Origin of the sequence: Flavobacterium sp. W1B, assembly GCF_047344965.1 — a bacterium.
In the GTDB taxonomy this organism is placed as follows: Bacteria; Bacteroidota; Bacteroidia; order Flavobacteriales; family Flavobacteriaceae; genus Flavobacterium.
Window position 1 is genome coordinate 1,319,992 of record NZ_CP178845.1, and the last position, 23,035, is coordinate 1,343,026.

Sequence of the window (23,035 nt, forward strand, 5' to 3'; positions counted from 1 at the left end):
CCGATTGATTAAATCACAATTGAACAAATAAAAAATAATTAAGATTCTAATATTTATATACAATGTCATCAAACAAAAAATACTGGAAAAGTGTTGAGGAACTAGAGAATAGTTCTATTGTTGAGACGCTTAGAAATAACGAATTTGTTGAAGAGATTCCTGCTGATGAATTCTTAGGGAATAATGATGCAATGTCATCTTCTTCAACATCACGTCGTGATTTTTTAAAGTACGTTGGGTTTAGTACTGCTGCAGCTACGCTGGTAGCGTGCGAAGGTCCTGTACACAAGTCGATTCCTTATGTATTACAACCAGAACAAATCATTCCTGGAGTAGCGGACTATTATGCAACTTCTGTTTTTGATGGTTTTGATTTTGCAAATCTACTTGTTAAAACACGTGAGGGGCGTCCTGTTAAAATAGATAACAATACTATTTCTGGAGCGAAATTTACTGCAAATGCTAGGGTTCATGCGTCGATATTGTCATTGTATGACAATATGCGTTTGAAAGAGCCTAAAATTGAAGGTAAAAGCGCAACTTGGGCTGCTGTAGATGCGAAAATTAAAGCTAGTCTTGTTGGAGCAAAATCTAAAGGTGGTCAAGTAGTGTTATTGACTAATACTTTGGCGAGTCCTTCGACTGAAAAGCTGATAGGAGAGTTTATTGCGAATAATCCAAATGCAAAGCATGTGGTTTATGATGCGGTTTCTTCATCTGCTGCTTTGGATGCTTTCGAAACAGTTTATGGTGAAAGAGCTTTGATTGATTATGATTTCTCAAAAGCTTCTCTTATAGTTTCTGTAGGTGCTGATTTTCTTGGAGATTGGCAAGGTGGTGGATATGATTCTGGTTATGCGCAAGGTAGAATTCCGAAAAACGGAAAAATGTCTCGCCATTTTCAGTTAGAATCAAATATGACTTTATCTGGTGCTGCTGCTGATAAGCGTTTGCCTATGTCAACTGCAAATCAAAAACAAGCATTAGTTCACATATATAATATTGTAACTGGTTCGTCAGTTTCGGTAAATTTAGATGCTAAATTTAAAGCCGAAGTAACTAAGGCGGGTCAGCAATTAAAAGCTGCTGGTTCAAAGGGTATGTTGGTTTCTGGTATTCAGGATAAAAACGCTCAATTATTGGTTTTGGCAATAAACCAAGTTTTGGCTAGTGAAGCTTATACTACTGTTGGTGCAAGACAAATACGTAAGGGATCAAATGAAAAAGTGGCTCAATTAATAAAGGATATGAATGCTGGTGGTGTTCATACTTTGATTATGAGCGGCGTTAATCCTGTTTATACTTTAGCGGATTCAACATCATTTGTTGAAGGACTTAAGAAAGTTGATACATCTGTTTCTTTTTCTTTGAAAGAAGATGAAACTGCTTTGGTTAGTACTGTTGCTGCTGCGGCTCCTCATTATTTAGAATCTTGGGGGGATTTAAGTCTTACAAAAGGAACTTATAGTTTGGTTCAGCCAGTAATTCGTCCATTGTTTGATACAAAACAATTTCAAGAGGTTTTGATGTCATTGAATGGAATGACTGGAAAATATTATGATTATGTTAAAGCAAATTCAGCTTCATTTATTTCGGGTAGTACTTGGAATAGTGTTTTACATGATGGTATTTTTGTAGGAACTTCTCAGGCATTGTCAGGTTCTGCTGATCATGCTACGGCTGCTGCAGAATTGGCAAAATCAAAAGCATCAAATGATTTCGAATTAGTATTGTATACTAAAACGGGAATGGGAGATGGTCAACAAGCTAATAACCCTTGGCTACAAGAGTTCCCGGATCCTATTACAAGAGTTTCATGGGATAACTATGTTACTGTTTCTAATGAAGATGCTAAGAAATTAGGTCTTTCTAATGAAATTGTTGCTAATGGAGGTTTGAACGGAAGTTATGCTACAATTACAGTGGCTGATGGAGTTAAGTTAGAGAAGGTTCCAGTAATTGTTCAGCCAGGTCAAGCGGTTGGAACTATTGGATTAGCATTAGGTTATGGTCGTAAAGCGGCTTTGAAAGAAGAAATGCAAGTAGGTGTAAATGCTTACGCTTTATATAAAGGCTTTAATGATGTGCAATCAGTTGCATTAGTTAAGGCAGATGGAGAACATGAATTTGCTTGTGTTCAAGGTCAAAAAACATTGATGGGTAGAGGGGATATTATCAAAGAAACATCTTTGGAGATCTTTAATACTAAAGATGCTAAGATTTGGAATCAAGTTCCGATGGTATCTTTGAATCATGAAGAAGTTGAGGCAACAACGGTAGATTTGTGGGATTCATTTGATCGTTCTGTTGGACATCACTTTAATCTTTCTATTGATTTGAATGCTTGTACCGGTTGTGGTGCTTGTGTTATTGCTTGTCACGCTGAAAACAATGTTCCTGTTGTAGGTAAGTCAGAAGTTAGAAGAAGTCGTGATATGCATTGGTTGCGTATCGATAGATATTATTCTTCTGAAAGTACTTTTGAAGGGGATAATGAAAGAAAAGCGAATATTGCAGGTTTGTCAAGTTCTTTGTCTACATTTAATGAAATGGAAAAACCAGGAGATAATCCTCAGGTTTCTTTCCAGCCAGTTATGTGTCAACATTGTAACCACGCACCTTGTGAAACTGTTTGTCCTGTTGCGGCAACATCACACGGTCGTCAAGGACAAAATCAAATGGCTTATAACAGATGTGTTGGTACACGTTACTGTGCAAACAACTGTCCTTATAAAGTGCGTCGTTTTAACTGGTTCTTGTATAACAAAAACAGTGAATTTGATTATCATATGAATGATGATTTAGGACGTATGGTTTTAAATCCTGATGTAAACGTTCGTTCTCGTGGAGTAATGGAGAAATGTTCTATGTGTATTCAAATGACACAGGCGACTATTTTGAAAGCAAAAAGAGAAGGAAGAGCAATTGTTGATGGAGAATTCCAAACTGCTTGTTCAAATGCTTGTTCTACTGGAGCAATGGTTTTTGGTGATATTAATGATAAGGAAAGTCAAGTTGCAGAGTTAGTTGCAGACGACAGAATGTATCACTTATTAGAGCATGTAGGAACAAAACCAAATGTGATTTATCACGTTAAAGTTAGAAACACTTAGAAATAAATTAAAAATCAATATAAAGGAATATGTCTCATATATACGACTCTAGTATTAGAAAGCCTTTAGTTATAGGTGATAGATCATATCACGACGTAACAGTAGATGTCGCTGCGCCTGTTGAAGGAAAAGCCAACAAACATTGGTGGATTGTATTTACAATCGCATTAATTGCCTTCCTTTGGGGGTTGGGCTGTATCATCTACACCGTATCTACAGGTATAGGAACTTGGGGATTAAATAAAACTGTTGGATGGGCCTGGGATATCACGAACTTCGTTTGGTGGGTTGGTATTGGTCACGCGGGAACTTTGATTTCTGCGGTGTTATTATTATTCCGTCAAAGATGGAGGATGGCAATTAACCGTTCTGCTGAAGCAATGACAATTTTCTCAGTAGTTCAAGCAGGTTTGTTTCCAATCATACACATGGGGCGTCCTTGGTTAGCTTATTGGGTATTACCAATTCCAAACCAATTTGGATCTTTATGGGTTAACTTTAACTCACCATTGCTTTGGGATGTATTTGCGATCTCTACTTATTTATCAGTATCATTAGTTTTCTGGTGGACTGGTTTGTTACCTGACTTTGCAATGCTTAGAGATAGAGCAATAACTCCATTTAACAAAAGAGTTTACTCTATATTGAGTTTTGGATGGAGCGGTAGAGCTAAAGATTGGCAACGTTTTGAAGAAGTATCTTTGGTTCTTGCAGGTTTAGCAACTCCTCTTGTGCTTTCTGTACACACAATTGTATCGATGGACTTTGCTACTTCTGTGATTCCAGGATGGCATACAACGATCTTCCCTCCATACTTCGTGGCAGGTGCTGTTTTCTCAGGATTTGCAATGGTAAATACCTTGCTTATCGTTATGAGAAAAGTATCTAACCTTGAAGCTTATATTACAGTTCAGCATATCGAATTAATGAATATCGTAATCATGATTACGGGTTCTATAGTAGGTGTTGCTTATATCACTGAGTTGTTTATCGCTTGGTATTCTGGAGTAGAGTATGAACAATATGCATTCTTGAATAGAGCTACTGGACCTTACTGGTGGGCTTATTGGTCAATGATGACTTGTAATGTGTTTTCTCCTCAGTTTATGTGGTTTAAGAAATTAAGAACAAGTATCATGTTTTCTTTTATAATTTCTATTGTGGTTAACATAGGAATGTGGTTTGAAAGATTCGTAATTATTGTTACTTCTTTACATAGAGATTATTTACCGTCTTCTTGGACAATGTTCTCTCCAACATTTGTTGATATTGGAATTTTCATCGGAACAATTGGTTTCTTCTTTGTATTGTTTTTATTGTATTCAAGAACTTTCCCTGTAATTGCTCAGGCAGAGGTTAAAACAATTTTGAAAGCAACAGGAGAAAATTATATAAGAGAAAGAGAAGCAAATAAAAATTCACATCATGAATAATAAAGTAATATACGCCATTTATAATGACGATGATATATTGATGGATGCGGTTAAAAAAACCAGAGCAGCTCATCATCATATTGAAGAAATTTTTACTCCATTTCCAGTTCACGGTTTGGATAAAGCTATGGGATTAGCGCCATCAAGATTAGCGATATGTGCATTTTTGTATGGTTGTGTAGGTCTCTCTTTTGCAACTTTCATGATGAGTTACATCATGATTCAGGACTGGCCTCAAGACATAGGTGGTAAGCCTAGTTTTAGCTTTATTCAAAATATGCCTGCTTTTGTACCGATTATGTTTGAAATGACAGTTTTCTTTGCAGCGCACTTAATGGTAATTACTTTTTATATGAGAAGTAAATTATGGCCTTTTAAACAGGCTGAAAACCCTGATGTTAGAACTACAGATGACCACTTTTTAATGGAAGTGTCTGTCAATGATAATGAAGAGGAATTAGTTTCTTTTTTCAAAAATACAGGAGCTGTAGAAGTTAAAGTAATAGAAAAGAATTAATTTAGATATGAAAAGGGTATATAAAATAACACTTTTATTTGGCATCACTATTTTAGTTGCATCTTGCCAAAATAAAAAAGCACCGAATTATCAGTATTTTCCAGATATGTATGAATCGGTAGCTTATGAGACTTACTCTGAGTCCAAAGCATTCAAAAACGGAAAAGAGGCACAACTTCCTGTAGAAGGAACTATCAATAGAGGTTTTGAATCTTTTGATTATGAGAATTCTACTGCGGGTTATGAATTAGCTAAAGCTAATCTTAAATCTCCTTTGGATTCATTGGACAGAAGTTCTGATAAAGGAAAAGCACTTTATGAAATTTATTGTATTAGTTGTCATAGTGCAACTGGAGACGGTAAAGGGAAATTAGTGGAAAGAGAAAAATTCCTAGGGGTACCTAGCTATAAAGATAGAGATATCACTGAAGGAAGTATTTTTCATGTTGAAACTTATGGTTTAAATGCAATGGGTTCTCATGCTAACCAATTAAGTAAACATGAGCGTTGGTTAGTTGCTGACTATGTTCTTAAACTAAAAAGCCAATTATAATTGTTGAACTAACTGATCGTAATAGATATGTATACATTTTCAAATAAATTAAAAACTTTTTCTTTCATCTTAATGGCCGTTGGTATATTAGGAATAGGTTATGGTTTTTTTAATGCGCCTAAAGATATTCAAGAAGTTGAAAGTCTTCTTGCCGCAGAAAGTCATGGTGGGCACGGTGCTGTGCATCATGAAGAAGCTAAATCTTCAGAAGAAGCCCATGCTGTTCATGATAAAACCGACGCGGTAAAAGAAGCAGCTGAACACAAAGAACATTTAACTCATGTTTTGCACCAATTGCAAAATAAACCTTGGGCAGCTTTATATGTTGCTTGTATCTTCTTTTTGCTACTTTCTATGGGTGTTTTAGCTTTTTATGCTATTCAACAAGTAGCGCAAGCAGGCTGGTCTCCAGTTTTGTTTAGAGTTATGCAAGGGATTACTGCTTATTTGCCTTATGGTTCGGTAATTTTCTTCGTGATTTTAATTTTATGTGGTCTTCATTTCAATCACCTATTTATTTGGTTAGATCCTGAAGTTGTTGCCCATGATAAGCTTATTGCAAACAAAGTAGGTTATTTAAATTTTCCTTTCTGGATTATTAGAGCTGCGATTTTCTTAATTGGATGGAATTTATATAGATATTATTCTGCCAAAAACTGTTTGGCTCAGGATCAATCTAATGATAATAGCTTCTATAAAAAGAATTTCAATATTTCAGCTGGATTTTTAGTTTTCTTTATAGTTTCTGAATCAATAATGTCTTGGGACTGGATTATGTCTATTGATACACACTGGTATAGTACATTGTTTGGATGGTATGTATTTGCAAGTTTCTTTGTAAGTGGTATTACTATGATTGCAATGGTTACTGTATACCTAAAATCAAGAGGATATTTAGAATATGTGAATACGAGTCATATCCACGATTTAGCTAAATTCATGTTTGGAATTAGTGTTTTCTGGACTTACCTATGGTTCTCTCAATTCATGTTAATATGGTATGCGAACATTCCTGAAGAGGTTACTTATTTCATAACTAGAATTGAATTGTATAACCTACCGTTTTTTGGTGCAGTTGTTATGAATTTTGTTTTCCCATTATTAATATTAATAAACACAGATTTCAAAAGAATCACTTGGGTAATAGTTATGGCAGGTGTCGTAATATTGGCAGGACATTATTTAGATTTTTTCAATATGATTATGCCTGGAACAGTAGGTGACAGATGGTTTATTGGTGTGTCTGAAATTGCATCGGTTCTTTTCTTCCTTGGATTATTTATTTTTGCGGTTTTCACTGCATTGACTAAAGCTCCTTTGTTGCCAAAAAGAAATCCATTTATAGAAGAAAGTAAACATTTCCATTATTAATATTTAAAGAGATAAACAGATGACAAGTTTGTTGGTAATTATAGTTTTAGTTTTATTGGCTGTTGCCTTGTGGCAATTGACAAAAATATTTGACCTTACTCAAGTAGGTTCAAATACAGACTGTTCGGAAATAGCTACAGATAAAGATAATAATGTTCAGGGATATTTAATGTTTGGTTTTTTAGCCTTTCTTTACATATTTTCAATTTATGGATTAATCAAATGGGGACCTTTAGTACTTCACACACCTGCATCTGAGCATGGTAGTGATGTTGATTATCTAATGAATATTACTTGGGTTTTAATTTTTATTGTTCAAGCAATTACACAGGTTTTATTGCATTATTTTGCTTTTAAGTACAAAGGTAAAAAAGATCAAAAAGCGTTGTTTTTTGCTGATAATAACAAATTAGAAGCAATTTGGAGTGTAATTCCTGCGGTTGTATTAGCTGGTTTGATTTTATACGGACTTTATGCTTGGACAAATATTATGTTTGTTGATGAAGATGAAGATACTGTTGTGATTGAATTATATGCACAACAATTTAAATGGACTGCAAGATATGCTGGAGAAGACAATGTTCTTGGAAAAGCTAATGTTAGATTGATTGAAGGAATAAATACTCTTGGAGTTGACATGTCTGATCCTTATTCACAAGATGATATTGTGGTTTCTGAATTGCATATTCCAAAAGGGAAAAAGGTGCATTTTAAAATGAGATCGCAAGATGTTTTACACTCAGCTTATTTCCCTCATTTTAGAGCACAAATGAACTGTGTTCCGGGTATGGTAACTGAATTTGCTTTTGAGCCTGTTTATACTACTGCTGAATATAGAGAATTGCCTTACATGATTGAGAAAGTAGCTAATATCAATGCTTTGAGAGCAAAGAAAAGTGCTGAGCTTATTGCTAAAGGTGGAAGCGCTTTAGATCCTTATGCCTTTGATTATTTGTTACTTTGTAATAAAATTTGTGGAGCTTCACATTACAACATGCAAATGAAAATAATTGTTGATACTCCAGAGGATTATAAAAAATGGTTGAATGAGCAAGCTCTTTTAGTAAAACAAGTGAAAGAAGCTAAAGCACCAGCTGCTCCTGTTGATGGAACTATTCAGGTAGATTCTACAAAAGGAGAGGATACCACAGCTGTTGCAAAAATAGCAATGAAATAAAATTATTAAGAAAATTTAAAGTATACATATATGTCAGCAGAAGGTCACGATCACGCACAGGATCACGAACACGAACACCATCATAAAGAAACTTTTATTACTAAATATATTTTTAGTATAGACCATAAAATGATTTCCAAGCAGTACCTGATAACGGGTATTATAATGGGAGTTATAGGGATTTTGATGTCTTTGCTTTTTAGAATGCAAATTGCTTGGCCAGAAGAATCTTTTAAAATATTCAATGTGTTGTTAGGAGATAAGTTTGCTCCTGAAGGTGTCATGGCTAATGATATTTACTTAGCTTTGGTTACAATTCACGGGACCATCATGGTTTTCTTTGTTTTGACTGCCGGTTTAAGTGGAACTTTTAGTAACCTACTTATCCCACTTCAAATTGGAGCTAGAGATATGGCTTCTGGATTCATGAATATGGTTTCTTACTGGTTGTTCTTTGTTTCAGCTGTTATTATGATTTGTTCATTGTTTGTTGAGGCAGGTCCTGCATCATCTGGATGGACAATTTACCCTCCTTTGAGTGCATTGCCACAAGCAATTCCTGGTTCAGGTATGGGTATGACACTTTGGTTGATTTCTATGGCTATTTTCATCGCTTCTTCTTTAATGGGATCTTTGAATTATATTGTTACTGTAATTAACCTTAGAACAAAAGGGATGTCAATGACAAGATTACCGTTAACAATTTGGACTTTATTTGTTACAGCTATCATTGGTGTGGTTTCGTTCCCAGTATTATTATCAGCAGCTTTATTGTTGATTTTCGATAGAAGTTTTGGTACTTCTTTCTTCTTGTCAGATATTTATATCGCTGGAGAAGTTTTACATTACCAAGGTGGTTCTCCAGTATTGTTTGAGCACTTATTTTGGTTTTTAGGTCACCCAGAGGTATATATTGTAATTTTACCTGCAATGGGAATTGTATCTGAAGTTATGGCTACTAATGCTCGTAAACCAATTTTTGGTTACAGAGCGATGATTATGTCTGTTCTCGCAATTGCATTCTTATCTACAATTGTTTGGGGGCACCATATGTTTATTTCAGGAATGAATCCATTTTTAGGTTCTGTATTTACATTTACGACCTTATTGATTGCGATACCATCAGCGGTAAAAGCTTTTAACTGGATTACAACTTTGTGGAAAGGGAATTTACAATTAAATCCTGCAATGTTGTTCTCAATTGGAATGGTTTCTACTTTCATCACTGGAGGTTTAACAGGAATTATTCTTGGAGATAGTACTTTGGATATTAATGTGCATGATACTTATTTCGTTGTTGCTCACTTTCACTTGGTAATGGGTATTTCTGCTCTTTATGGAATGTTTGCTGGTGTTTACCACTGGTTCCCTAGATTGTACGGAAGAATGATGAATAAAAACTTAGGTTATGTTCACTTTTGGGTATCTGCAATATGTGCTTATGGAGTATTTTTCCCAATGCACTTTATCGGATTAGCAGGTTTGCCAAGACGTTACTATACAAATACTAACTTCCCATTATTTGATGATTTGCAAAATGTGAATGTGCTTATTACTGTATTCGCTTTAGTTGGTGGAGTTTTTCAATTGGTTTTCTTATACAATTTCTTCGTTAGTATTTTCTACGGTAAGAAAGCAGTTCAGAATCCTTGGAAATCTACTACTCTTGAATGGACCGCTCCAGTTGAACATATACATGGAAACTGGCCAGGTGAAATTCCAGAAGTTCACAGATGGCCATATGACTATAGCAATCCGAATCATGATGTGGATTTCGTTCCTCAAAATGTACCAATGAAACCAGGTGAAGAAGTTTTACATCACTAGTTTCTATAAATATAAAAAATGCCTTTCTATTCAGAGAGGCATTTTTTTTTACTTGTAACTTTGTTCTATCTTTGTTCCATGAATGAAAATTTAGATCCAACAACCAAAGGGTATAATTCGGAAGAATTTGATCTTGAAAAAAAATTAAGGCCATTATCATTTGATGATTTTGCGGGTCAAGATCAGGTATTAGAAAATTTAAAAGTTTTTGTTGAAGCTGCAAATCAAAGAAACGAAGCGCTTGATCACACTCTTTTTCACGGACCTCCGGGTTTAGGTAAAACGACTTTGGCTAATATTTTGGCTAACGAATTACAAGTTGGAATAAAAATTACTTCCGGTCCTGTTTTAGATAAACCAGGTGATTTAGCCGGATTGTTGACTAACTTAGAAGAAAGGGATGTCTTATTTATTGATGAAATCCATCGTTTAAGTCCAATTGTTGAAGAATATTTATATTCGGCAATGGAGGATTTTAAGATTGATATCATGATTGAATCTGGGCCAAATGCACGTACTGTGCAGATTAATCTGAATCCTTTTACCCTGATTGGAGCGACAACACGTTCAGGGCTGTTAACAGCGCCTATGAGAGCGCGTTTCGGTATTTCATCGAGATTGCAATATTATACCACTGAATTGTTAACGACAATTGTCGAGCGAAGTGCTTCTATTTTAAAAATGCCTATTTCTATGGAAGCAGCAATTGAAATTGCCGGCAGAAGTAGAGGGACGCCGCGTATTGCGAATGCTTTATTGCGCCGAGTTCGTGACTTTGCACAAATAAAAGGAAATGGAACTATCGATATTGAGATTGCTCGTTATGCATTAAAAGCCTTAAATGTTGATGCGCATGGACTCGACGAAATGGACAATAAAATTTTGAATACCATTATCGATAAGTTTAAAGGTGGTCCGGTTGGCTTGTCAACTCTTGCAACCGCCGTTTCCGAAAGTAGCGAAACCGTTGAAGAAGTTTATGAGCCTTTCTTGATTCAGGAAGGATTTATTATGAGAACTCCTAGAGGGCGTGAAGTGACTGATAAAGCTTATAAGCATTTGGGAAAAATAAAAGCAAATATTCAAGGGGGATTATTTTAGGAGCTTTTCCTGATCCCGATGGTTCGGTACGTTATATCCACGCTAAAAACGATTGGTTTAATTAATTATATATAGAATTATCAATTCAAAATCTCAATATACACAGTTTATAAAATCCGAAGCCAAACGCCTCGGATTTTTGTCTTGTGGTATATCAAAAGCCGGTTTCCTTGAACAGGATGCGCCAAGACTTGAAGATTGGTTAAGCAAAAATAGAAATGGTCAAATGGCTTATATGGAAAACCATTTTGACAAACGTTTAGATCCAACTAAGCTTGTAGATGATGCCAAAAGTGTTATTTCTCTTTTGTTGAATTACTATCCGGATCAACAACAATCCAGAAGCGACGGGACAGATTATTATAAGATTTCTAAATATGCTTATGGTCAGGATTATCATTTTGTAATTAAAGAAAAGCTAAAAGAATTTTTGTTTTCAATTCAGGAATCCATCGGTGAAGTTTCCGGTCGCGCCTTTGTAGATTCGGCTCCAGTACTCGATAAAGCTTGGGCAGCCAAAAGCGGTTTGGGCTGGATAGGAAAAAACAGTAATTTGTTGACTCAAAAAGTGGGCTCATTTTATTTTATAGCCGAATTAATTATTGATCTCGATTTAGAATATGATCACGTTACTACAGATCATTGTGGCACTTGTACTGCCTGTATTGATGCTTGTCCTACTCAGGCAATTGTATCTCCCTATGTTGTTGATGGAAGTAAGTGCATATCCTATTTTACCATTGAACTCAAAGAGAATATTCCTTTGGAAATGAAAGGAAAGTTTGATGATTGGGCTTTTGGTTGCGATGTATGTCAGGATGTTTGCCCGTGGAACAGATTTTCAAAACAGCATTCGGAACCATTATTCAATCCTAATCCGGAAATGCTTTCTATGTCTAAAAAAGACTGGGAGGAAATCACCGAAGAAACTTTTAAAACGGTATTTAAAGATTCTCCACTAAAGAGAGCAAAGTTTCAAGGCATTAAACGTAACATCGATTTTTTAAAATAACAATCCTGTTTTCGAGTTGTCAAATGTTTCTTTTTATTTGGTTCCCTGTATTTTATTTTAAAGTGCTGACTTACAATATTGTTTTTTTTAAATTTTGATTTTGTTACAAGTAAAAAATATTATTTGTATACTTTTTTTTATAACTTTAGAGTAAATTAAATTGTGTGTTATGACTGTAAATCAAATATTAAGCAGAAAAGGAAATGCAGTCTATTCTGTTGTTTCTACAATTACGGTATATGAAGCCTTAAAAGTAATGGGTGATAAAAACATTGGTGCTATTTTGGTAATTGATGATTCGGATTTAAAAGGAATTTTTTCAGAAAGAGATTATGCCCGAAAAATTATTTTAAAGGATAAAGCTTCCAAAGAAACGCTCGTTAAAGAGATTATGGTACAAGAAGTCATCACCATAAAACCAACTGATAATTTAGATTATTGCATGGAATTAATGGCTACAAGAAGGGTTCGCCATCTTCCGGTTGTAGAAAATAATTTGGTTTTGGGAATTATTTCCATAGGTGATGTTGTAATGGAGATAATCGAACTTCAAAAAAGTACTATTCAACATTTGGACTCTTATATTAGTGGAAGTAAGACTTAGGTTAAAAATTATGAGATTTGTATTAATAGCTGCAAACTTATGCAGCTTTTTCTTTTTGTTTTCAAAGAAGCTGGTTTTTTATAAAAGAATATTATAAAAGCTTCCTTTTTAGGCCAAGTCTTATATCTTTGTAAACTAGAATAAAATCTAATAAAATGAACAAAAATAGCAAAAGAAGAGAGGCATTGTTATATCATGCTAAGCCTACTCCAGGGAAAATTCAGGTGGTTCCTACCAAGAAATATGCAACTCAAAGAGATTTGTCATTAGCTTATTCTCCGGGTGTGGCTGAACCTTGTTTGGAAATCGCCAAAGATGTAAATAACGTATATAAATATACGGCAAAAGGAAATTTAGTTGCTGTAATAACTAATGGAACTGCTGTTTTAGGACTTGGGGATATTGGTCCAGAAGCATCAAAGCCAGTTATGGAAGGCAAGGGATTATTATTTAAAATATTTTCTGATATTGACGTTTTTGATATTGAAATAGGAACTAAAGATATAGAGGAGTTTATACAAACGGTAAAAAATATTGCTCCAACTTTTGGAGGTATAAATCTTGAGGATATTAAAGCTCCCGAGTCTTTCGAAATCGAGCGCAGACTTGTTGAAGAGTTGAATATTCCGGTAATGCATGATGATCAGCACGGAACGGCTATTATATCCTCGGCGGCATTAATAAATGCATTAGAACTGGCTGATAAAAAAGCAGAAGACGTGAAAATGGTTGTGTCGGGAGCTGGTTCGGCAGCAATAGCTTGCGCAGATTTATATGTTTTGCTAGGAGTTAAGGTTGAAAATATATTGATGTTTAACAGTAAAGGTGTTTTGACAAAAGACAACCCATCTCTGTCTGCTATGCAACTAAAATATGCTAAAGATATAACGCCAGTAAGTCTTGAAGAGGCTTTAGTGGGTGCAGATATATTTTTAGGTTTATCATCAGGAAATATCATGACAGCCCAAATGTTGTTAGGTATGGCTGAGAACCCGATTGTTTTTGCTATGGCAAATCCTGATCCGGAAATTGATTATAATTTGGCTGTTGAAACCCGTAAGGATATTATAATGGCAACGGGAAGATCGGATCATCCTAATCAAGTGAATAATGTACTTGGATTTCCATACATATTTAGAGGAGCATTGGATGTTCGTGCTACCAAAATTAATGAAGAAATGAAGATGGCTGCCGTAAAGGCACTAGCTATATTGGCCAAAGAATCAGTTCCAGAGCAGGTAAATATTGCTTACGGAGCTACTAAATTAGTTTTTGGTAAAGATTATATTATTCCAAAACCATTTGACCCTAGGTTAATTTCGATTGTTGCTCCTGCTGTTGCAAAAGCGGCAATGGATTCTGGAGTAGCATTAAATCCTATTACAGATTGGAAAAAGTACGAAGAAGAGCTTCTAGATCGCTTAGGGAATGATAATAAAATGGTTCGATTGATTACCAATAGAGCCAAAATGGAACCAAAAAGAATTGTTTTTGCTGAAGCTGATCATCTGGATGTGTTAAAAGCGGCTCAAATTGTATTCGAAGAAGGTATTGGTTTTCCGATTTTATTGGGAAACAAGGAAATTATTTTGGAACTGAAAGAGGAATTGGGCTTTGATGTCGAAGTCGAAATTATTGACCCGAAAATAAAAGAAGAAGAAGCTAGAAGAAACCGATTTGCAAACAAATATTGGGAATCTAGAAAAAGAAGAGGTATCTCTTTGTTAGATGCTCAGAAATTAATGAGAGAGCGAAACTATTTTGCAGCTATGATGGTCAATGAGGGCGAAGCTGATGGTTTAGTATCTGGATACTCCAGAAGTTACCCTTCAACAGTGAAGCCAATGTTGCAGCTTATCAGTAAAGCGCCAGCAGCTTCTATTGTGGCTACCACAAATATGATGATGACTGCACGTGGACCTATGTTTTTATCGGACACGGCTATAAATATAAACCCATCGGCGGATGATTTGGCTAAAATTGCAATTATGACTGCAAAAACAGCCAGAATGTTTGGAGTAGAACCGGTAATTGCTATGGTTTCATTTTCTAATTTTGGATCATCGACTGATGCTAACGCAGCTAAAGTTAGAGAAGCGGTAGCTTACTTGCACGCGAATCATCCGGAGATGATTATTGATGGTGAAGTTCAGGCTGATTTTGCTTTAAATCCAGAGATGTTAAAAGAGAAATTTCCGTTTTCTAAATTGGCAGGAAAAAAAGTAAATACCTTGATTTTTCCTAACCTTGATTCGGCAAATATTACTTATAAGCTATTAAAAGAATTGAATAAGGTTGACTCAATAGGGCCAATAATGTTAGGAATGGGGAAACCGGTTCATATTTTTCAATTAGGAGCTAGCGTAGAAGAAATGGTTAATATGGCTGCCATCACAGTTATTGATGCGCAAGAAAAACAGAAGAGAAAAAACAATTAATTTGAATTGAAGGTTCCTTGAGGATTCAAGGAACCTTTTTTTGATTTTAAAAAACAGATAGGTATTTTGATTTATATAAAAAAATAAATGATAGCACAACTTCAAGGGAAATTAGTAGAAAAAACACCAACGCATGTTGTTATCGATTGTGGAGGTGTAGGTTATCATATAAATATTTCATTACATACTTATTCGTTGCTTCCGAATACTGATTTTATAAAATTATTTACGCATCTTCAAGTAAAAGAAGATGCACATACTTTGTTTGGATTTATTGAAAAATCAGAGAGAGAAATTTTTAAATTGCTATTGTCTGTTTCGGGTGTTGGTGCCAGTATCGCCAGAACGATGCTTTCTTCTTTAGACCCTAAACAAATTACAAATGCAATTGGCTCAGCTGACGTGGCTACAATCCAGTCTGTAAAAGGGATTGGAAGCAAAACAGCTCAACGGTTAATACTTGACTTAAAAGAAAAAGTGTTAAAATTGTACGATTTGGATGAAGTTTTGGTTTCGCAAAGCAATACAAATAGAGACGAAGCGTTATCAGCTTTGGAGGTTTTAGGTTTTGTTCGAAAAAACTCTGAAAAAATTATTGAAAAAATCGTAAAAGAGGACCCGGAAGCTTCTGTTGAGTCGATTATAAAGAGAGCTTTGAAGATTCTATAAAAGTATTCAAAAACACGAATTGTATGTATAGATTTCATATTTTTTTGCTGGTTTTGTTTTGTGGTTTTATATCACAAGCCCAGATAAAACAAGAAGTTCAGGATACAGTTAAAGCTGGTTTTTCTAAAGGCAAGATTCAAATAAAAGACCCTAAAAGTATTTTATCGGGTTACACTTATGATCCTGTTAGTGATAGGTATATTTATACTAATTCCATAGACGGATTTTCCATTAATTATCCTGTGGTCTTGACTCCAAAAGAATATGAAAGTTTGGTGTTGAAAGAATCTATGAAAGCCTATTTCAAGAAAAAAGCAGACGCCATTGATGGGAAAAAAGAAGGTAGCGAAGAAGCTAAAAAAGATTTATTGCCTAAATATTATGTAAATTCAGGTCTTTTTGAATCTATTTTTGGAAGTAATACTATTGATGTAAAACCCACCGGTTCAGTAGAAATGGATTTAGGTGCTCGATATACCAAACAAGATAATCCGTCCTTTTCTCCTAGAAATAGATCCAATCTTTCTTTTGATTTTGAACAGAGAATAAGCATGAGCTTGATGGGGAAAGTGGGTACACGATTGAATGTGAATGCTAATTATGATACCCAATCTACTTTCGCTTTCCAAAACCTAATGAAATTAGAATATGCTCCATCTGAAGATGATATTATTCAAAAGATTGAGGTAGGAAATGTAAGCATGCCTTTGAACAGTTCTTTGATTAGAGGTGCTCAAAGTTTATTTGGGGTAAAAGCCCAATTACAATTTGGAAAAACAACGGTTACAGGAGTTTTTTCGGAACAGAAATCGCAAACTAAAAGCGTAGTTTCTCAAGGAGGTGGTACCATTCAAGAATTTGATGTTTTTGCCCTCGATTATGATAGTGACAGACACTTTTTCCTGTCGCAGTATTTTAGAAACAAATATGACGCTTCGCTAAAAAATTATCCTTTTATAGATAGTAGGGTTCAAATAACAAGATTGGAAATTTGGGTAACAAATAAGCAAGCAAGAGTTAATACAACTTCTAATAATTTAAGGAATATTATTGCGCTTCAGGATTTAGGTGAAGGACAATTAACAGATTTAAAAGGCAACCTAATAAATGACAACGAAGTAGTAGTTTTGAATCCGTTACCAGCTAACTTTTTTAAAAACCCAGGTGTTTTTGATTTACCTTCAGATAACTCAAACAATAGGTTTAATCCATCAGATATTGGGGGTACAGGTTTTTTGAATAATAATATTCGTGAAATCGTAACCGCAAATTCAGGATTTACGAATGATGTAACAATTAGTGAGGGACAAGATTACTCAAAATTAGAAAATGCAAGAAAGCTTACATTGAATGAATATACGTATCATCCTCAATTAGGTTATATTTCATTGCAACAAAAATTAGCTAATGACGAAGTACTTGCTGTGGCATATGAATATACTATAGGGGATAAAGTGTATCGTGTGGGTGAGTTTGGAAGTGATGGGATTGATGCAACAGTTGTAACGGGCACAGATTCAAATAAGGCGATTGTTACTCAAAGTTTGATTTTAAAAATGCTGAAAAGTAATTTGACCAATGTTAAAAACCCGGTTTGGAATTTGATGATGAAAAATATTTATCAAATACCAGGGGCATATCAAGTAAAACAAGAAGACTTTAGGTTTAATATTCTTTATACGGATCCTTCTCCTTTAAATTACATAACAGAAGCTAAGGATGCGGCCGGAAACCCGATTCCATTTCCTAGCAATCCGTCTGCAGAAAACAAGGTAAAAGAAACGCCGCTACTAAAGGTGTTTGATTTAGATAAACTGAATTACAATAATGACCCACAAGTTGGCGGGGATGGTTTTTTTGATTTTATACCGGGCTTGACGATGGATTCTCAAAACGGGCGAATTGTTTTTACTACCAAAGAGCCATTTGGTGAGCTGCTGTTTTCTAAATTGTCCAACACAGGTGCAGGCGAAAATTATAATGATGCCAATTCGTATAATCCAAATCAAAAAAAGTATGTGTTTAGAAACATGTACCGCAACACTCAATCTGGTGCCTTGCAAGACAGCGAAAAAAATAAGTTTCTTTTAAGAGGTAAGTATAAATCATCTAGCGGAGACGGGATTCCTATTGGTGCATTTAATGTTCCTCAGGGCTCGGTTGTTGTTACCGCCGGAGGAAGGGTTTTAGTAGAAGGTATTGATTATAGTGTGAATTATCAATTGGGAAGAGTTCAAATTCTAGATCCATCACTTCAAGCCTCTAATACACCGATTAATGTTTCTTTGGAAAATAATTCAATTTTTGGACAACAAACCCGACGCTTTATGGGGGTCAATGTAGAGCATAAAATTTCGGATAAATTTTTGGTTGGAGCTACTTTCTTAAAAATGACCGAAAAACCATTTACCCAAAAATCCAGTTTTGGGCAGGAATCGGTTAACAATACTATTTTTGGTTTCAATACTAATTTTTCTACAGAGGTTCCTTTTTTAACGAGATTGGTTAATAAATTACCCAATTTAGATACAGATGTTCCATCGAATCTTTCTGTAAGAGGGGAAGTTGCTTTCTTGAAACCGGATTCACCAAAAGCGGATCGTTTTGAAGGAGAGTCTACTATTTATATAGATGATTTTGAAGGTTCACAATCTACTATCGATATGCGTTCGGCTTATGCGTGGAGTTTGGCATCTACTCCTGCAAATAACACCTATAGCACCTATGATTTTAATGCCAATGCCAATGATTTGAGTTATGGTTTTAAAAGAGCAAAGTTGGCTTGGTATTCGATAGATCCTATATTTTATGCTCAAAAACCAGCTGGAATTTCAAATGATGATTTGTCATTTAATACCACCAGAAGAATTTATAGCGAAGAATTGTATCCCTTGACGGATATTGCACAGGGACAATCACAAGTAATAAATACGTTGGATTTAAGTTATTTTCCTTCAGAAAGAGGACCATATAATAATAATATAAATTATGCTGCTGATCCTGCTTCTAACTTTGGTGGAATTATGAGATCCATAAATTCTACAAATTTTGAACAAGGAAATGTAGAGTATATTCAGTTTTGGGTTTTAGACCCCTATGTCGGAAAAGGTAAAATGGCTGATACGAACATGGGTAAAATTTACTTCAATCTAGGAGAAATATCAGAAGATGTTTTAAAGGATGGAAGAAAGCAATATGAAAACGGTTTAGGTCCAGATCAAATATTGGTGAATCCAAAACCAATTTGGGGAGATGTTCCTGCTTCGCAATCTTTAATTTACGCCTTTGATACCAATGCGGATAATCGAAAAAATCAGGATGTTGGTTTAGATGGTTTATCTAGTGCTAATGAGGGAGCTGTCTATGATAATTTTGCTTCAGAATTAGATCCGGCGGCTGATGATTATACGTATTATTTAAACACCACAGGTAGTGTTATAAAGCGATATAAAGGTTATAATGGCGTAGAAGGGAACTCGACGGTTGATATTAATGATCCTAATAGAGGATCTACTACAGTTCCTGATGTTGAGGATATCAACAGAGATAATACTATGAATACCATTAATGCTTATTATGAATACAGTATTGATATTAGGCCTGGTATGGATATAGGACAAAATTATGTAACAGATGTAAGAAATAAGCAAGTTACATTGGTTAATGGAGAAGTAACAGAGTCCAGATGGCTACAGTTCAAAATTCCGGTTTCGCAACCGCAGAATACGATTGGGAATATTTCTGATTTTCGATCAATCCGTTTCATGAGGATGTTTATGACTGGCTTTAATGAAGAAGTTACGGTTCGTTTCGGAGCTTTAGATTTAGTAAGAGGAGAATGGAGAAGATATACTAATTCGCTTGATGTTAATGATGTAAATACAGTTGATGACGGAACAATTTTAGATGTGTTGGCAGTAAATGTTCAGGAAAATAATGAAAGATGTCCTGTAAATTACGTAATCCCTCCAGGTGTTCAACGTGAACAGTTGTATAATAATAATACGCTTATAAATCAAGACGAACAATCTTTATCATTAAGGGTTTCCGGTTCTGGATTAGAACCAGAGGATTCAAGAGCTGTTTTCAAAAACGTAAGCGTGGATATGCGTCAATTCAAAAAATTGAAAATGTTTTTGCATGCAGAATCTCTGCCAAATGAAACGGTGTTAGGCGACAATCAGATGGTAGGTTTTATCCGTTTTGGAAATGATTTTACTCAGAATTTCTACCAAATAGAAATTCCTTTGAAAGTTACCGTGCCTTCATCAACATCAAGTTCAAATTGTTCGCCTTTGAGTGCAGAATTGGTTTGGCCCGAAGCCAATGAAATTGATTTGTCATTGGAACTATTGACTCAATTGAAAATTATGGCCATGAGTGTCAATCCAAGTGATTTGCCTTTAGACGGAGTTTATTATAAAAATGAAGAGGAACTAAACCCTGCTTTGGCCAATAAAATAAATAAATTGAGATTAGGGATAAAAGGAAATCCTAATTTTGGATTAGTTCGAACTTTGATGGTAGGTGTAAAAAGTAATGAGACACACCAAGATATAAAAGGGGAGGTTTGGTTCAATGAATTGCGTTTGGCAGAAATGGACAATAAAGGTGGGATGGCAGCGGTATTGAATGTTGACTCCAATCTAGCCGATTTTGCCACCGTTTCGGCCACCGGAAAAATGAGTACCATTGGATTTGGAGCTTTAGAACAAGGTTCTAATGAAAGAAGCCGTGAGGATATCCAACAGTATAATATAGTAACTAATATTAATCTTGGGAAACTATTGCCAACAAAATGGGGAATTAATTTGCCTTTTAATTACGGGATTGGGGAAGAAATAATAACACCTGAGTATGATCCTTTTAATCAGGATATCAGGCTGAATCAATTATTGGATAATACAGCAAATGCCGCCGAGAGAGATAATATTAGAAACAGAGCTATAGATTATACAAAAAGAACCAGTATTAATTTTATTGGAGTTAGAAAACAAAGAAGTCCTGAGCAAAAACAACACGTTTACGATCCGGAGAATTTTACTTTTTCTCAGTCTTATAATAAAGTAGAGAGACATGATTTTGAAATTGAAGATTATGCTGATCAGCAAGCCAGTTCCTCTGTTGATTATGCTTATAGTTTTCAACCAAAGTCAGTAGAGCCTTTCAAGAATACTAAGTTCATGAAAAAGAGCAGTTATTGGAAATTGCTTAGCGATTTTAATTTTAATTATTTGCCTTCTAATATATCATTCAATACTAATATTAATAGACAGTACAATCGTCAGCAATTTAGACAGGTAGAAGATGTTTTAGGTATTGGGCTTGATCCGCTTTACAGAAGAAACTTTGCATTTAATTATCAATACGGATTCAATTATAATCTGACTAAATCTTTGAAGCTGAGTTATGCAGCTTCATCTAATAATATTGTTAAAAATTATTTGAATCAGGACAATGAGCCAATTGATAGTTTTACGATTTGGGATAGTTATTGGGATATTGGAAATCCGAATCAGCACATGCAACAGCTCGTTCTAAATTATGAGATTCCGATTAACAAAATTCCATTATTTAGTTTTGTAAAGGCTAATTATTCGTATACGGGAGATTATAGCTGGCAGCGTTCGTCTACAGCATTGTCTCAAATTGAAATTGGTGGAATCGACTATAATTTAGGGAATACAGTCCAGAATGCACGTACTAATAATCTGAACGCAAGTTTTAATATGGAAATGCTGTACAAATATTTAGGATTGTCAAAAAGCAGCAATAAACCGGTAAGTAAACCTAAAGCACAAGCTCCTAAGCCTGGAGAAAAAGTGGTAAACACAAGTGCAAAACAGCCAGCCAATAGCAATGAATTTATGGATGGTTTTATGGGGGTTTTGACTAGTGTGAAAAATATTCAAATTAATTATACTGAGAACAGTGGTACTGTTTTACCGGGTTATACGCCAAGTATAGGATTTTTGGGTTCGTCAAGACCTTCGTTAGGATTTATTTTCGGAAGTCAAGATGATGTGCGATTTGAAGCTGCTAAAAACGGATGGCTGACCAATTATCAGGAATTCAATCAAAATTTTACTCAGGTTGCCAATAAGATGTTTAAAGCAACGGCAAACGTAGATTTATTCCCTGATCTAAAAATAGACTTGACGGCAGACAGATCTTTTTCAGAAAATTTCTCAGAACAATATGATGTTTTTGATGGGATTTACAATTCGCGTTCACCATATACCTATGGTCTGTTTTCTATATCAACGGTTTTAATTAAAACGGCATTTTCAACTAGCAATGAATCTTTCTCGGAGGCTTTTGATGATTTTAGGGCAAATAGGCTTGTGGTTGCTAATAGATTAGCAACACAGCGCGGTATAGACGTTAGTAATCCTGCCAATCTTGATCCAGAAGGCTATCCACTGGGTTATGGTAAAAATAACCAAGCTGTTTTGTTGCCGGCTTTTTTAGCAGCTTATTCAGGAAGCGATGCTTCGGGTGTTTCGCTAGGTGTTTTTAGGAGTTTTCCAATTCCAAACTGGTCCGTTAGATATAATGGACTTATGCGATATAATTTGTTTAAAAAGAACTTTAAGCGTTTTTCATTGCAGCACAATTATAGAGCTTCTTATACAATCAATCAGTACAGATCTAATTTTGAATATGATAATGCACCAAATGGATTTGATACTAATGGGAACTTTTTTAATAAAACCATCATGTCAAATATTAACTTGGTCGAGCAGTTTAGTCCACTTATCCGAATGGATTTTGAATTGAAAAGCTCTTTGAAGTTGCTTACTGAAGTGAAAAAAGACCGAGCTTTATCTATGAGTTTTGATAATAATTTATTGACAGAAGTTAAAGGAATTGAGTATGTAGTAGGTCTCGGATATCGATTCAAAGACGTAATTTTCTCTTCTCGATTAGCGGATAATCCTTCCGGAATAATAAAAGGAGATATCAACATGAAAGCTGATTTCTCTTATCGAAATAATCAAACGATTGTACGTTATTTAGATTACGACAATAATCAACTGGCAGGTGGGCAAAATATTTGGTCCTTAAAATTAACTGCTGATTATACTTTTAGTAAAAATCTGACCGCTATTTTCTATTATGACCATTCTTTCTCAAAAGCAGTGATATCAACAACATTTCCTTTAACAAATATTCGTTCCGGTTTCACGCTTCGTTATAATTTTGGAAATTAATTTTTT

13 protein-coding genes are annotated in these 23,035 nt (G+C 35.0%); all 13 read left to right on the forward strand.

What is annotated here, in order from left to right; translation table 11 throughout:
- Nucleotides 1–62 precede the first annotated feature (62 nt).
- The 13 genes from ACMDB5_RS05780 (at nt 63) to sprA (ending at nt 23,029) form a co-directional block, all read left to right on the forward strand.
- The gene (locus ACMDB5_RS05780; RefSeq protein ID WP_414000063.1) at nt 63–3,113 is read left to right on the forward strand and encodes a TAT-variant-translocated molybdopterin oxidoreductase; all 3,051 of its coding nucleotides are present in this window, start codon (nt 63–65) and stop codon (nt 3,111–3,113) included.
- 29 nt (nt 3,114–3,142) lie between these two features.
- Entirely contained in the window at nt 3,143–4,546 is a 1,404-nt protein-coding gene (gene nrfD / locus ACMDB5_RS05785; protein WP_414000064.1) for an NrfD/PsrC family molybdoenzyme membrane anchor subunit, read from the forward strand.
- Nucleotides 4,539–5,063 (forward strand): DUF3341 domain-containing protein, encoded by a 525-nt coding sequence (locus tag ACMDB5_RS05790; RefSeq protein ID WP_414000065.1) that lies wholly within the window; start codon nt 4,539–4,541, stop codon nt 5,061–5,063. The genes nrfD and ACMDB5_RS05790 overlap by 8 nt, the downstream gene beginning before the upstream one ends.
- Nucleotides 5,064–5,070: 7 nt before the next feature.
- Complete coding sequence (locus ACMDB5_RS05795; protein WP_414000066.1) at nt 5,071–5,616, forward strand: c-type cytochrome; 546 nt, start codon at nt 5,071–5,073, stop codon at nt 5,614–5,616.
- A gap of 27 nt (nt 5,617–5,643) precedes the next feature.
- Nucleotides 5,644–6,987: a quinol:cytochrome C oxidoreductase gene (locus ACMDB5_RS05800; protein ID WP_414000067.1), complete on the forward strand. Its 1,344-nt coding sequence runs from the start codon at nt 5,644–5,646 to the stop codon at nt 6,985–6,987.
- A gap of 19 nt (nt 6,988–7,006) precedes the next feature.
- Nucleotides 7,007–8,164 carry a cytochrome c oxidase subunit II gene (locus ACMDB5_RS05805; RefSeq protein WP_414000068.1) on the forward strand — a complete coding sequence of 386 codons (1,158 nt, stop codon included), beginning with the start codon at nt 7,007–7,009 and terminating at the stop codon, nt 8,162–8,164.
- Between the two features lie 30 nt (nt 8,165–8,194).
- A complete protein-coding gene (locus tag ACMDB5_RS05810) occupies nt 8,195–9,991 on the forward strand; it encodes a cytochrome c oxidase subunit I (RefSeq protein WP_414000069.1) in 1,797 nt (598 codons plus the stop codon).
- Nucleotides 9,992–10,069: 78 nt separating this feature from the next.
- Nucleotides 10,070–11,092, forward strand: coding sequence for a Holliday junction branch migration DNA helicase RuvB (gene ruvB, locus ACMDB5_RS05815; RefSeq protein WP_414000070.1), 1,023 nt, complete (start codon nt 10,070–10,072; stop codon nt 11,090–11,092).
- A gap of 76 nt (nt 11,093–11,168) precedes the next feature.
- On the forward strand, nt 11,169–12,104 hold the full coding sequence (queG, locus tag ACMDB5_RS05820) for a tRNA epoxyqueuosine(34) reductase QueG (RefSeq protein WP_414000364.1): 936 nt from the start codon (nt 11,169–11,171) through the stop codon (nt 12,102–12,104).
- Between the two features lie 169 nt (nt 12,105–12,273).
- Nucleotides 12,274–12,708, forward strand: coding sequence for a CBS domain-containing protein (locus ACMDB5_RS05825; RefSeq protein WP_414000071.1), 435 nt, complete (start codon nt 12,274–12,276; stop codon nt 12,706–12,708).
- Nucleotides 12,709–12,863: 155 nt separating this feature from the next.
- On the forward strand, nt 12,864–15,146 hold the full coding sequence (locus ACMDB5_RS05830; RefSeq protein WP_414000072.1) for an NADP-dependent malic enzyme: 2,283 nt from the start codon (nt 12,864–12,866) through the stop codon (nt 15,144–15,146).
- Between the two features lie 87 nt (nt 15,147–15,233).
- Nucleotides 15,234–15,815: a Holliday junction branch migration protein RuvA gene (gene ruvA / locus ACMDB5_RS05835; protein ID WP_414000073.1), complete on the forward strand. Its 582-nt coding sequence runs from the start codon at nt 15,234–15,236 to the stop codon at nt 15,813–15,815.
- A gap of 23 nt (nt 15,816–15,838) precedes the next feature.
- Nucleotides 15,839–23,029, forward strand: a complete 7,191-nt coding sequence (gene sprA / locus ACMDB5_RS05840) for a cell surface protein SprA (protein ID WP_414000074.1) — start codon at nt 15,839–15,841, stop codon at nt 23,027–23,029.
- The last annotated feature ends 6 nt before the right edge of the window (nt 23,030–23,035 follow it).

What these genes read in the sequence shown, in the direction of transcription:
- sprA (WP_414000074.1), top strand. Translation starts at nt 15,839, where the DNA reads ATGTATAGATTTCATATTTTTTTGCTGGTTTTGTTTTGTGGTTTTATA.
- ACMDB5_RS05825 (WP_414000071.1), top strand. Translation starts at nt 12,274, where the DNA reads ATGACTGTAAATCAAATATTAAGCAGAAAAGGAAATGCAGTCTATTCT.
- ACMDB5_RS05780 (WP_414000063.1), top strand. Translation starts at nt 63, where the DNA reads ATGTCATCAAACAAAAAATACTGGAAAAGTGTTGAGGAACTAGAGAAT.
- ruvB (WP_414000070.1), top strand. Translation starts at nt 10,070, where the DNA reads ATGAATGAAAATTTAGATCCAACAACCAAAGGGTATAATTCGGAAGAA.
- ruvA (WP_414000073.1), top strand. Translation starts at nt 15,234, where the DNA reads ATGATAGCACAACTTCAAGGGAAATTAGTAGAAAAAACACCAACGCAT.
- ACMDB5_RS05800 (WP_414000067.1), top strand. Translation starts at nt 5,644, where the DNA reads ATGTATACATTTTCAAATAAATTAAAAACTTTTTCTTTCATCTTAATG.
- ACMDB5_RS05810 (WP_414000069.1), top strand. Translation starts at nt 8,195, where the DNA reads ATGTCAGCAGAAGGTCACGATCACGCACAGGATCACGAACACGAACAC.
- ACMDB5_RS05830 (WP_414000072.1), top strand. Translation starts at nt 12,864, where the DNA reads ATGAACAAAAATAGCAAAAGAAGAGAGGCATTGTTATATCATGCTAAG.
- nrfD (WP_414000064.1), top strand. Translation starts at nt 3,143, where the DNA reads ATGTCTCATATATACGACTCTAGTATTAGAAAGCCTTTAGTTATAGGT.
- ACMDB5_RS05795 (WP_414000066.1), top strand. Translation starts at nt 5,071, where the DNA reads ATGAAAAGGGTATATAAAATAACACTTTTATTTGGCATCACTATTTTA.
- ACMDB5_RS05790 (WP_414000065.1), top strand. Translation starts at nt 4,539, where the DNA reads ATGAATAATAAAGTAATATACGCCATTTATAATGACGATGATATATTG.
- ACMDB5_RS05805 (WP_414000068.1), top strand. Translation starts at nt 7,007, where the DNA reads ATGACAAGTTTGTTGGTAATTATAGTTTTAGTTTTATTGGCTGTTGCC.